This window comes from Pseudomonas sp. R76 (assembly GCF_009834565.1).
Classification (GTDB): Bacteria; Pseudomonadota; Gammaproteobacteria; order Pseudomonadales; family Pseudomonadaceae; genus Aquipseudomonas.
Genome location: NZ_CP019428.1, coordinates 4,841,605 through 4,854,014 on the forward strand (window position 1 = coordinate 4,841,605; position 12,410 = coordinate 4,854,014).

General features: G+C 62.1%; 11 protein-coding genes. All 11 read right to left on the reverse strand.

The window, feature by feature from the left end; genetic code table 11:
• Window positions 1–12: 12 nt before the first annotated feature.
• A complete protein-coding gene (locus PspR76_RS21755) occupies window positions 13–1,731 on the reverse strand; it encodes an ATP-binding SpoIIE family protein phosphatase (RefSeq protein ID WP_159958616.1) in 1,719 nt (572 codons plus the stop codon).
• Entirely contained in the window at window positions 1,728–2,033 is a 306-nt protein-coding gene (locus PspR76_RS21760) for an STAS domain-containing protein (RefSeq protein WP_159958618.1), read from the reverse strand. Before PspR76_RS21760 ends, PspR76_RS21755 begins: the two co-directional genes overlap by 4 nt.
• Window positions 2,034–2,247: 214 nt before the next feature.
• A complete protein-coding gene (fliJ, locus tag PspR76_RS21765; protein ID WP_058422167.1) occupies window positions 2,248–2,697 on the reverse strand; it encodes a flagellar export protein FliJ in 450 nt (149 codons plus the stop codon).
• Between the two features lie 3 nt (window positions 2,698–2,700).
• Entirely contained in the window at window positions 2,701–4,059 is a 1,359-nt protein-coding gene (gene fliI, locus PspR76_RS21770; protein ID WP_159958620.1) for a flagellar protein export ATPase FliI, read from the reverse strand.
• Window positions 4,049–4,813, reverse strand: a complete 765-nt coding sequence (gene fliH / locus PspR76_RS21775) for a flagellar assembly protein FliH (RefSeq protein ID WP_159958622.1) — start codon at window positions 4,811–4,813, stop codon at window positions 4,049–4,051. Before fliH ends, fliI begins: the two co-directional genes overlap by 11 nt.
• Window positions 4,814–4,823: 10 nt before the next feature.
• Window positions 4,824–5,840, reverse strand: a complete 1,017-nt coding sequence (gene fliG, locus PspR76_RS21780; protein ID WP_053257308.1) for a flagellar motor switch protein FliG — start codon at window positions 5,838–5,840, stop codon at window positions 4,824–4,826.
• The gene (gene fliF / locus PspR76_RS21785) at window positions 5,833–7,608 is read right to left on the reverse strand and encodes a flagellar basal-body MS-ring/collar protein FliF (protein WP_159958624.1); all 1,776 of its coding nucleotides are present in this window, start codon (window positions 7,606–7,608) and stop codon (window positions 5,833–5,835) included. The genes fliG and fliF overlap by 8 nt, the downstream gene beginning before the upstream one ends.
• 16 nt (window positions 7,609–7,624) lie before the next feature.
• Window positions 7,625–7,954 carry a flagellar hook-basal body complex protein FliE gene (gene fliE, locus PspR76_RS21790; RefSeq protein WP_016972029.1) on the reverse strand — a complete coding sequence of 110 codons (330 nt, stop codon included), beginning with the start codon at window positions 7,952–7,954 and terminating at the stop codon, window positions 7,625–7,627.
• A gap of 132 nt (window positions 7,955–8,086) precedes the next feature.
• Window positions 8,087–9,466 carry a sigma-54-dependent transcriptional regulator gene (locus PspR76_RS21795; protein ID WP_159958626.1) on the reverse strand — a complete coding sequence of 460 codons (1,380 nt, stop codon included), beginning with the start codon at window positions 9,464–9,466 and terminating at the stop codon, window positions 8,087–8,089.
• Window positions 9,467–9,473: 7 nt separating this feature from the next.
• On the reverse strand, window positions 9,474–10,685 hold the full coding sequence (locus PspR76_RS21800; protein WP_159961584.1) for a sensor histidine kinase: 1,212 nt from the start codon (window positions 10,683–10,685) through the stop codon (window positions 9,474–9,476).
• 110 nt (window positions 10,686–10,795) lie between these two features.
• Entirely contained in the window at window positions 10,796–12,271 is a 1,476-nt protein-coding gene (locus PspR76_RS21805) for a sigma-54 dependent transcriptional regulator (RefSeq protein ID WP_159958628.1), read from the reverse strand.
• Between the last annotated feature and the right edge of the window lie 139 nt (window positions 12,272–12,410).

Sequence of the window (12,410 nt, forward strand, 5' to 3'; positions counted from 1 at the left end):
AGAATTGGCGGATTATGCCAGAGCCGCCCAGCAAAACTCCACGCACACACTGCGCCCGCCATCGGACCAGCGTACATCGCTGCTCAGTTGACGGACCAGGCTCAAGCCGCGGCCAGACAGACGGTCGATATCCAGCGGCCGCGCCAGCACCTGTTCCACGTCAAACCCAGGGCCGCTGTCTTCAATGCGCAACGTCATTTTGCCGCCCGTGGCCGTCGGCACCACTTGCACATGCACACGCACATAGCCGCTGCTCAACTGCGCCAGCCGCTCATTGCGCTCGCGGTAATAGTGGGCAAACCCCTGCGCATCACGCTTGAGCTTCGAATCCAGGCCCAACACGCCATGCTCCAGCGCATTCGAATATAACTCAGCCATCACACTGTAAAGCGCTCCGCTCTGCTTGCGCAGGCCGTGGATCTCCAGCAGCAATTGCAGTAGATACGGCAGCGGGTTGTAGCTTTTAAGGGTCTGCGCGCGAAACTCGAAACTCACCGACCAGTCCAGCGGGCACGACTGCCCGCTGTCGGCATACAGCGCCTCGGCTGCGCGCAACGGCTGGCCGTCCTGCAAGGTGATCTCGACCATGCTGACGTCGTCCCGCGCCTGGCCACGAAACGCTGCCAGGGCCTTTTCGATGTCTTCGAACAGGCGATCAGGTTCACGGTTGGCCGCAAACACCTGCTGCAATCGCTCGGCGCCGAACAACTGGTCATTGGCATCGGCGGTGTCCAACACGCCATCGGAAAGCAAAAAGACGCGATCGCCGAGGGCCATGGGCCAGACCTCAGTGCTGTCATCAAACGCCTCGGCCGAGAGCACGCCTAACGGCAGGTGCCGCGACACTAGCGGCGTACGCTTGCCCGTGGCGACTTCATGCACATAACCCTCGGGCATGCCGCCGTTCCATACTTCCACCACGCGCCGCTGGGCACTCAGGCACATCAGGGTGGCGCAGCAGAACATGTCCACCGGCAGGATGCGTTTGAGCTTGGCATTCATCTCGCGCAGGGTTTGCGCCAGGCCGTAGCCCTTAGCCGTCATGCCATAAAACACTTCCGCCAGCGGCATCGCGCCTACGGCAGCCGGCAGCCCGTGGCCGGTGAAATCGCCGAGCAGCACGTGCATGTCACCCGAGGGCGTATACGCCGCCAGCAGCAGGTCGCCGTTGAACAGCGCATAGGGCGATTGCAGATAGCGAATGTTCGGCCCCGCGTTGATACAGCCAGAATGCGCGACCTTGTCGAACACCGCCTTGGCCGCGCGCTGCTCATGCAACAGGTAATCGTGGTGCCTGGCGATCAGGTCACGCTGCTGCAAGACCGTGGCCTGCAGGCGACGCAGGCGATCCATGGCGTTGATTTTCGCCGCCAGGATCAGCGGGTTGTAAGGCTTGGGCAGGAAATCATCGCCTCCCGCATCCAGGCACTGGGCCAGGGCTTCGCTCTCGCGCAGGGAGGTGAGGAAGATGATCGGCACCAGCGCTTCGCCCGCCAGCTGCTTGATCTGGCGCGCCGCTTCAAAGCCGTCCATCACCGGCATCAAGGCGTCCATCAACACCAGTTGCGGACGCTCGCGCGTGAACACCTCGACGGCTTGCGCGCCGTTGGTGGCGGTGAGCACCTGATGACCCTGGCGCCGAATGATCGTCGACAGCAGCAGCAAATCGGCAGCGCTGTCTTCGGCGATCAGGATCGTCAGCGGTTCAAGGACCGGGACCAAGGTGCTCAACTGATGTCGAACAGCTTGTCGAAGTTGGAGATGGCGAGGATCTTGCGCACATCGGCGTTGCTGTTGATCACTTGCACTTCGGCGTTATCACCACCGGCATGGTCACGCAACAGCAGGAGCATGCCCATGGCCGAGCTGTCCATATAAGTGGTGTCCTTCAAGTCCACTACGTAGACCTCGGGCACCTTGTAGAACTTTTCGTAAGCCTCACGAAAAGCCTGATGACTACCAAAATCGAATCGCCCCTTGACGGTGATCATTGCTTTTTTCCCATCCAGGGAGACTTCTGAAACGACTGACATACGACTGCTTCCTTGTCATTGGCAATATGCAACAAGGTTTAGCAGGTGATAGAGATGTGGGCAACACTGATGATCAAAAGTGGGAGAGCTTGTGTGGGAGCTGGCTTGCCTGCGATAGCATCAACGCGGTGTGACTGATACACCTCGGCGCCCGCATCGCGGGCAAGCCCGGCTCCCACACAAGCCAGCTCCCACATTAGATAGGGGTTGAACGTTAGTACTGTGATTGGCGCGGGAGGCGTTGTGACAGCTCATCCAGCAGCTTCTGCTCGCGCTTGTCTTCAATCGCCCGCGCTTCGTCGATATAACGCTGCACCAACTTGCGCAAACCTTCGACCCGGGCGAACGCCGCCTGCCAGGCCTCGCGGGCTTTATCGAGGTTGTTCTGGTGCCAGGCCAGGCTCTGGCGCTGTTGGCCGACGGCCGTCTCAAGCTGGTTGAGAAAGCCCTGGTAGCCCATCAGCCATTGGCCGGACACGCCCTTGCTGCCGCGTTCGATCCACTGCTGCTGGTACTCGCCGCGAAAGCGCTCCAGGTCGCCGAGCTTGCTTTCGGCCAGGCGCACCTGGCCCTGGAAATACCCCAGGCGCTGCACCGCGGTTTTTTCGGCCTTTTCGGCCATGTCCACCACTGGGGCCAGGCGTGAAGAGCGCGTGCTGGCCATGGCTTAACCGCCTGGCGCCGGGGCGAAGATCGAGCCCAGGTGGGCTTCGCTCTCGCCCATGCTGATCTTGTCGTTGAGGCCCTGGCGCAGGTAGGTCACCAGTTGCGGTTGCAGGGCAATTGCCAGGTCGGTTTCACGATCGCCCCCGGCCACATAGGCGCCGACGCTGATCAGGTCGCGGCTCTGCTGATAACGCGACCACAGCTGTTTGAAGTGCTGTGCGCGAGCCATGTGCTCCGGCGTGACCACCGCCGGCATCACCCGGCTGATCGAGGCTTCGATGTCGATGGCCGGGTAGTGCCCTTCTTCGGCCAGGCGCCGCGACAGCACGATGTGGCCGTCGAGCACGCCCCGCGCCGAGTCGGCAATCGGGTCTTGCTGGTCATCGCCTTCGGACAGCACGGTGTAGAACGCGGTGATCGAACCGCCACCGGCTTCGGCATTACCGGCGCGCTCGACCAGCTTGGGCAGCTTGGCGAACACCGACGGCGGGTAGCCTTTGGTGGCAGGCGGCTCACCGATGGCCAGGGCGATTTCCCGCTGGGCCTGGGCGAAACGCGTAAGCGAGTCCATCAGCAACAGGACGTTCTTGCCCTTGTCGCGAAAATATTCAGCGATGCGCGTGCAGTACATGGCGGCGCGCAAACGCATCAGCGGCGCATCGTCCGCAGGTGACGCCACCACCACCGAGCGCTTGAGGCCTTCTTCACCGAGGCTGTGCTCGATGAATTCCTTCACCTCACGGCCGCGCTCGCCGATCAGCCCGACCACGATAATGTCGGCTTCGGTGAAGCGCGTCATCATGCCCAGCAACACCGATTTACCCACACCCGTACCGGCGAACAGGCCCAGACGCTGGCCGCGACCGACCGTCAATAAACCGTTGATGCTGCGAATGCCCACGTCCAGCGGCACGCTGATGGGGTTGCGGTTGAGCGGGTTGATCGTCGGGCCGTCCATCGGCACCCAATCTTCGGCCTTCATGCCGCCCTTGCCGTCCAACGCACGACCGGCGCCGTCGAGTACGCGGCCGAGCATGCTCATGCCCATCGGCAGGCGGCCGGTGTCGGCAAGTGGCACCACGCGAGCGCCGGGGGCAATGCCCGCCAGGCTGCCCACTGGCATGAGGAAAATCTTGTTGCCGGAAAAGCCCATCACTTCAGCTTCGACCTGCACCGGGTGGTAGCTGTCGTCGTTGATCACCAGGCAGCGGCTGCCCATGGCGGCGCGCAGGCCTTCGGCTTCGAGGGTCAGGCCGACCATGCGCAACAGGCGTCCTTCGAGGATCGGTTGGCCGGGCAACTCAGTGGCCTCGGCGTAACCGCTCAGGCGCTTGGCGAAGCTGGTGCGATCAAGGCGCATCGGCGGCGTCCAGGTCGACGCTCAGGTCAGGCTCGGCCGGGTGCAAGGCTTGTTCGTGCAACTGGTCGAAGAGCTTGGCCATGATCTGGGTGATACGGGTTTCCACCGTGGCATCGATACGGCTGTGTTCGGTTTCAACCCGGCAACCACCGGGCAGCAGCGCCGCGTCTTCGACAATGCGCCAGGTTTCTTCATGGCGCTCGCGCAGGGCTTTGACCTGTTCGAAATCCTGCGGGTTGATGTACAGCCGCACATTGCCGACGCCCAACGGCAGCAGCTTGAGGGCTTCGCGCATCACGCTTTCAATGTGGCTGGAATCAAGCACCAGCTCGCGCTGGATCACCTGGCGGGCGATGTGCTCGACCAGGCCGACCATGGATTTTTCCAGCTGCGAATCCTGTTCGGCGATCGGGTCGAACAGGCTGCCCATCAAGCGTTCCAGGCTGGCCAGCTTGACGCTCAGCGCCTCCTCGGCCTCTTGGCGAACTTTCAGGGTGGTGCTGCGAAAACCGTCTTTTTCACCCGCCGCGAAGCCCTCGTTGTAGGCCTCCTGGCGGATGGCTTCCAATTCTTCGAGGGTCAGTGGCTGGACTTCATCCAGCGGCACTTCTTCCATTTCCGCCGGTGTTTCCACCACCGGTTCAGGCTCGGGCTCCGGCACATGCGGGTCGAAGCTGGGCAACGACCAGATGTCGAACCCGCCGACATCCCGCGCGCGAATCAGATCGCTGGGCGTCTCATCTTTGTTCGACATGGATGGCGCCTTAAATCATTTCTTCGCCGCCCTTCCCGCCGAGAACGATTTCTCCGGCTTCGGCCATACGGCGGGCAATGGTGAGGATTTCCTTCTGGGCGGTTTCCACGTCGCTGACGCGCACCGGGCCCTTGGCTTCCAGGTCGTCGCGCAACAGTTCGGAAGCACGCTTGGACATGTTCTTGAAGATCTTCTCTTTGACGCCTTCGTCCGAGCCTTTGAGGGCCAGCACCAACACGTCGGAAGACACCTCGCGCAGCAGCGCCTGGATGCCACGGTCGTCGACATCGGAGAGGTTGTTGAACACGAACATGAGGTCTTCGATCTGGCCGGACAGGGTGTCGTCGATCTCGCGGATCGAGTCCATCAACTGGCCTTCGACCGAGCTGTCGAGGAAGTTCATGATGTCGGCCGCGCGCTTGATGCCACCCAAGGTGGTACGCGAGGCGTTCGAGTTGCCCGAGAACTGCTTCTCGAGAATCGTGTTGAGTTCTTTCAGGGCGGCCGGCTGCACGGTGTTCAGCGACGATACGCGCAGGATGATGTCCAGGCGCACTTTATGGTCGAAGTGGCCGAGCACTTCACCGGCCTGGTCGGGGTCGAGATAGGCGACGACGATGGCCTGGATCTGCGGGTGCTCGTAGCGGATCACGTCGGCGACGGCACGCGGCTCCATCCATTTCAGGCTGTCCAGGCCGCTGGTGTTGCCACCCAGCAGGATGCGGTCGATCAGGCCGTTGGCCTTGTCTTCGCCCAACGCCGAGGTGAGCATCTTGCGGATATAGCTGTCGGAGCCGACGCCCAGGCTGGTCTGATCGCCGACGATCTCGACGAACTCGCTCATCACCTGCTCGACCTGCTCGCGGTGCACATTGCGCATTTGCGCCATGGCCACGCCCACGCGTTGAACCTCTTTGGGGCCCATGTGGCGCAGCACTTGTGCGGCGTCGGTCTCACCCAGGGACAGCAGCAGAACTGCGGCTTTGTCGACTTTGGTGAGCTTGGCAACAGCGGCTCGATCATTCATCTGCGTTAATCCACTCTTTCACGACCTGGGCCACACGGCCCGGGTCTTCTGCCACCAAACTCTTGATTGCGTTCAACTGAGCGTCGTAGCCTTCGCTCGGGCTTGGCAACAGAATGCTTTGCGGGCCGCCGAGGCTGACGCGGTCGTTGGCCAGTTCGCCGTCCAGGCCGCCCATGCCACCCAACTCGACGTCGCCGCCAGCCAGGGCCAACTGCTTCTTGCCGTGGCCGGTGATGTTGTTGAGCACCGGGCGCAGCACGCCGAACACCAGCACCAGGATGAACAACACACCCAGCACTTGTTTGACGATGTCCCAGAACCACGGCTGCGTGTAGAACGACGGGTCGGCGATCACTTCGCCACGCTCGGCGGAGAATGGCATGTTGATCACGCTGACGCTGTCGCCACGGCTGGCGTCGAAACCGACGGCATCCTGCACCAGGCGGGTGAAGCGCGCCAATTCGTCGGCGCTCCAGGGTGCACGGGTCACAGCACCGTCAGCGGCGTTGACCTTGACCTGGTCATCGACCACCACCGACACCGACAGGCGATTGATTTTGCCCTGTTGCTGCTTGGTGTGGCTGATGGAGCGGTCGAGTTCGAAGTTCTTGGTCGACTGGTTACGCTTGTCGGCCGGGTACGGCGCGAGCATTGGCTGGCCGGTGGCCGGGTCCATGATCTGCTGGCCGTTGGCGTCCAGCAGTGGCTGGCCAGGCTGAATCGCACCAGCGGTCGCGGCAGCGCCACCGGTGGTTTGCGGTGCCGAAGCGGGAGCTGGCGGCTGGTTGCTCAGGGCACCCGGCACACCTTGCGGGCCATTGCTGGCGGTGCGTTGTTCGCTGCTGGACTGCTCGCTGCGCAGGGCCGGCTGATCCGGATTGAACTGCTCGGAGGTCGACTCCACGGCGCTGAAATCTACGTCGGCGGACACTTCAGCCTTGTAGCGGTCGTTGCCCAGCACCGGTTGCAGAATGTTGTGCACACGCTGGGTGAGCATGCTTTCCATGCGGCGGCTGTAGTCGAACTGCTTGCCGGCCTGGGTCAGCGCGGAGTTCTCGGCTAGGTCGGAGAGTAGGTTGCCCTTCTGGTCGACCACGGTGATTTGCGACTTGCTCAATTCGGGAACGCTGGTGGCCACCAGATTGATAATCGCCAGCACCTGGCCAGGCTCCAGGGAGCGGCCGGAAAACAGTTCGACCAACACCGAGGCACTTGGCTTACGTTCGTCACGTACAAACACCGAGCTTTTCGGAATCGCCAGGTGCACGCGGGCGCCCTTGACGTTATTCAAGCTGGAGATGGTGCGCGCCAGCTCGCCTTCCAGACCACGACGATAGCGCGTGGCTTCCATGAACTGGCTGGTGCCCAGGCCCTGGTCCTTGTCGAGAATTTCAAAACCGATATTGCTGTCGGACGGCGTAACGCCGGCCGCGGCCAATTTCATACGCGCACGGGCCACGTCGTCGGCCTTGACCAGCAGCGCGCCGGAGTTGGGCTCCACGGTGTAGGCGATGTCGGCGGCGGCCAGGGTTTCCATGATCTGCTTGGAATCCATGCCGGCCAGGCTGCCGTACAACGGGCGGTAATCAGGTTGCTGCGACCACAGCACCACGGCAAAACCAATCGCCACGCTGGCAGCCAGGCCGACCATCAGGCCCACCTGACGCAGCATGGTCATTTCGGAGAGGTTTTCCAGGAACGACAGGCCAAACAGCGGCGGCTTGCCGTCTGCCTTGGCGGGTACGTTGTCCACGACTGCTTCTGCCATGACTTAAATCTCGTCCTTAAACCGGCATCTGCATGATGTCTTGATAAGCCTGGACCAACTTGTTACGCACTTGGGTCAAGGCTTGAAAGGAAACGCTGGCCTTCTGCGAGGCCACCATCACGTCGGTGAGGTCTACGCCGCTTTTGCCGATTTCGAAGGCGGTGGCCAACTGATTCGAGGCTTGCTGGGTATCACTGACTTTATTGATTGCCTGACCGAGCATGTCGGCAAAACTGCTTTGGCCCAATTCCGGCGCTGGCGCGACGGATTTCGGTTGAGCCATGGCATCCATTTGCATGGAGCGCATATCCAACATCAACCGATTGAACTCAATACCCTGGCTCATGACCTTCTCTCTCCGACGACCCGCAATTTTTTGACACTACGTAGCGGTTACTAGGGGTGGTAGCAACAAGGGTGCCAGCTCCGTGGCGATTCGTAAGAAAAGGCGACAAACCCTGTCGGCCCGATGCTTTTTTCAGGTGGCGAAGAGGTAGGCTTCCACGTCCATTCCCGCGTCACGCATCTGCGCCAGCTTGTAGCGCAAGGTGCGCGGGCTTATCCCCAAGCGCTCGGCCGCTTCTTTGCGGCGGCCGCGCTCGGCACGCAGGGTGTCGATGATCATCTGGAATTCGCGGCGACGCAGGTCGTCGCCCAAGCCGCCGGCGGATTCGGCTTCGACCGCCACCACAGGCGCCGGCGCCAGGCTCGGCAACGGTGCCGCGCCAGTGCCCATGGCCAGGCAGAAGTCCTGCGGCTGGATCAGCCCGCCCTGCTGCAAAATCAGCGCGCGCTGGATCGCGTTGTCCAATTCGCGCACATTGCCGGGCCATGGGTAGCTGATCAGGCAGGCCTGGGCATCGGCCGACAACCGCGCCTGGGCGTGCTTCATTTTTTTGACGTGGTTGTTCAGCAGGCGCTCGGCCAGCGGGATGATATCTGCCGGGCGCTCGCGCAGTGGGCGCCAGGCCAGCGGGAATACCGAAAGGCGGTAGAACAAGTCTTCACGGAAACGCCCCGCCGCCACTTCGCCCGCGAGGTCGCGGTTGGTGGTGGCGACCACGCGAATGTCCAGCTGGATCGGCTTACGTGCGCCGACGCGCTCCACTTCGCGCTCCTGCAGCACCCGCAGCAACTTGGCTTGCAGACCCAGGGGCATTTCCGAGATTTCATCGAGCAGAATGGTGCCGCCGTCCGCCTGTTCGAACTTGCCCGCCTGGGCGGCGATGGCGCCGGTGAACGAGCCCTTTTCATGGCCGAACAGCGTGGCTTCGAGCATGTTGTCAGGGATCGCCGCGCAGTTGATCGCGATAAACGGTTGTTTGGCGCGGCTGGATTGCTGGTGGATATACCGCGCCAGCACTTCTTTACCGGTGCCGGACTCGCCGGAGATCAGCACGGTGGAATCGCTGCGCGCCACACGGGCCGCCAGTTCCAGCAACCGCGCGCTGGCCGGCTCGAAGGCAATCGGGCCTTCGCCGTCGCTGGCCGGGACCACGCCGAGCGCATGCCGGGCGACCAGCTCGATCAAGGCTTTGGGCTCGAACGGCTTGACCAGGTAATCCGCCGCGCCTTGGCGCATGGCGTCCACCGCCCGCTCTACCGCGCCGTGGGCGGTCATCAGCAGCACCGGCATTTGCGGCTGGCGTGCACGCAGCAGGCCGAGCAGCTGGTGGCCGTCCATGCCGGGCATGTTCACGTCGCTGACCACCAGGCTGAAGGACTCTTGCTCAACGGCCTCCAAGGCGTCCTCAGCCGAACCGACCGCGCGGTAGTCATGGCCCGCCAACAGCAGCGTGTCAGCCAATGCTTCACGCAGGGCGCGATCGTCTTCAACCAATAAAACCTTGATAGCCATAGTCCTTTTACTCCGCGCTTGCCGCGCTGGAAAACAGCGGCAAGGTCATCAATGCACAGGTGCCACGCCCCAACCGGGAGTGCAGTTGCAATTCTCCCTGATGCGCACGCGCCACTGCCTTGACCACGGTCAGGCCCAGGCCCGTGCCGTTGGTTTTGGTGGTGAAAAAGGGTTCGCCCAGGCGCTGCAGCACCACCGGGTCGATGCCGCTGCCGCTGTCGCTGATGCACAGGCGCAGGGTTTGCCCGCGGTTGTACAGGTGCACTTTGAGGCGCGCACCGGGGCCGCTGGCCTGGGTGGCATTTTCGATCAGGTTGAGCAAGGCGCCGACCAGCGTGTCGCGGTTGCACAGCAACTCGCCGAGGTGGCTGTCGCACTGCCAGCGCACGTTGGCCTCTTGAATATGCGTCGCCGCTGCCGCCTGCAGCGATTGCATCAGCACAGCCGGCGTGAGGCGGTCGGTAAGCGGCAATTCGCCGCGGGCAAACACCAGCATGTCGCGCACCTGGTGCTCCAATTCATGCAGGCGCTCCTTGAGGCGGCCGGCAAATCGCTGGTGGGTGGCGGCGGGCAATTGCTCATCAGTCAAATGACTGGCGTAGATCAGCGCCGCCGACAGCGGCGTACGGATCTGATGCGCCAAAGAAGCGACCATCCGCCCCAGCGACGACAAGCGCTCGTGGCGCGCCAGCTGGTCTTGCAGGTGACGGGTTTCAGTCAGGTCGTTGAGCAGCACCAACTGGCCGGGCTCGGCGTCGAGAGAACGGGTGGCGATGGACAGGCGGCGGCCGTCCTTGAGGGAGATTTCATGGCCATCGTCTTCGCGTGGTGCGAAGCAGCGGGTAATCACGTGGCGCCACAGTTCGCCTTCAAGCGGCTCGCCGAGCAAGTCACGCGCAGCCGGGTTGGCTTCGCGCACGCGCCCCATCTCATCGATGACGATCACGCCACCGGGCAACAGGTCGAGGAGGTTTTGCAGACGGTTGGCCAGGCGCTCTTTCTCGGCCAGCTCTTCCATGCGCTGGGCGCTGACCACCGCCAGCTCGCCTTTAAGCTCGGAAACCCGGGCCTCCAGCAAGCTGTAGGAGTCAGTCAGTTGGCTCGACATCTGGTTGAACAGCGAAAAGGCCTGCTCCAGGCCCTGCCGGCTTTGCTGCTCTACAGAGGGGAGAAGCCCCTGGATGTCGGGGGCCGAAGAATGTTGGGCGGCGTGGGGCATCATGCTCTCTCGCTTGGCTGACCGTCAGTTAAACGGAACGTTGCGAGGGCTGTAGCAATACCCGTGCCGAAAAAAAACCGCTGATTAATCAGCGGTTTATATTTCAGGCGTCAATCATCTGTCTGCTCATCGCCTTCCCGGCGGCTCATGCCGTACTTGCGCATCTTCTCAACCAGGGTGGTTCGGCGGATACGCAAGCGTTCGGCGGCGCGCGCGACAATGCCGTTGGCATCGTCCAGCGCCTGCTGGATCAGGCCTTGCTCGAGGCTACCGAGGTAGTCCTTCAAGTCCAGGCCTTCGGGCGGCAGCATGGCGGTGGAACCGAAGTCCGGCGTATGGCCGTTGATGGCCACGCGCTCTTCCAGGTCGCTGCGCAGGCTGTCGACCAGTTGCTCGTCTTCGTCGTCGACGTAGCGGAATTTCTTCGGCAGCTCGACCACGCCGATCACCCCGTACGGGTGCATGATCGCCATGCGCTCCACCAGGTTGGCCAGTTCACGGACGTTACCCGGCCAGCCGTGGCGGCACAGGGACATGATCGCGGCGGAGTTGAAGCGAATCGAGCCGCGCTTTTCGTGTTCCATGCGCGAAATCAGTTCGTTCATCAGCAGCGGGATGTCTTCCACGCGCTCACGCAGCGGGGCCATTTCGATAGGGAATACGTTCAAGCGGTAGTACAGGTCTTCGCGGAAGCTGCCGACCTCGATCATGCTTTCGAGGTTCTTGTGCGTGGCCGCGATTATGCGCACGTCGACGCTCTGGGTCTTGTTGCTGCCCACGCGTTCGAAGGTGCGTTCCTGCAGTACGCGCAGCAGCTTGACCTGCATCGGCAGCGGCATGTCGCCGATTTCGTCAAGGAACAGGGTGCCGCCGTTGGCCAGCTCAAAACGCCCGGCACGGCTGGTGATCGCCCCGGTAAAGGCGCCCTTCTCGTGGCCGAACAATTCGCTTTCAAGCAGCTCTGCCGGGATCGCCCCGCAGTTGACCGGCACGAATGGCCCGTCGCGGCGCTTGGAATGATAGTGCAGGTTGCGTGCGACCACTTCCTTGCCGGTGCCGGACTCGCCGAGGATCAGCACACTGGCGTCGGTGTCGGCCACTTGCTGCATCATCTGGCGCACGTGCTGGATCGCCCGGCTGGTGCCAACGAGGCTGCGGAACAAGTTGGGTTCGCGATGACGGCCGCGCTCGCGGGCCTGGTCGTACATCTCACGGTAAACCTGGGCGCGGTGCAGGGAGTCGAGCAATTTGCTGTAGCTGGGCGGCATTTCCAGGGTCGAAAGCACGCGGCGGCGTTGGTCTTCCGGCAGGTCGATAGAAGAAACATCGCCCATTAGCAGTACCGGAAGGAACTCATCCCAGGTCGACAGTGTCTTTAACAAGCCCAGTACTGCACCAGGAGCGTTTACCGTCCCGATCAGCACACAAATGACTTCACGGCTCGACGACAAAGAGCTGACCGCCTGCTGCCAATCATGGCTACCGCAGGGTAAATTTTCTTCACCAAGAAAATTTAAAATCACCGCCAAGTCGCGGCGGCGGACGCTATCGTCATCGATCAGCAGAATTTTGGTTTCACGCCACATGCAATAGCAACTTCCCAAGTAAAACTTCCTGCCCCAGAGTGAGGGCAATCTAGACGTCTGTAAGATCTCTTACCTTGGTAGACGTCTGAAATCTGAAAACAGCACTAGTTAAGTCAAAAATGCTGGCACAGTCAAATAT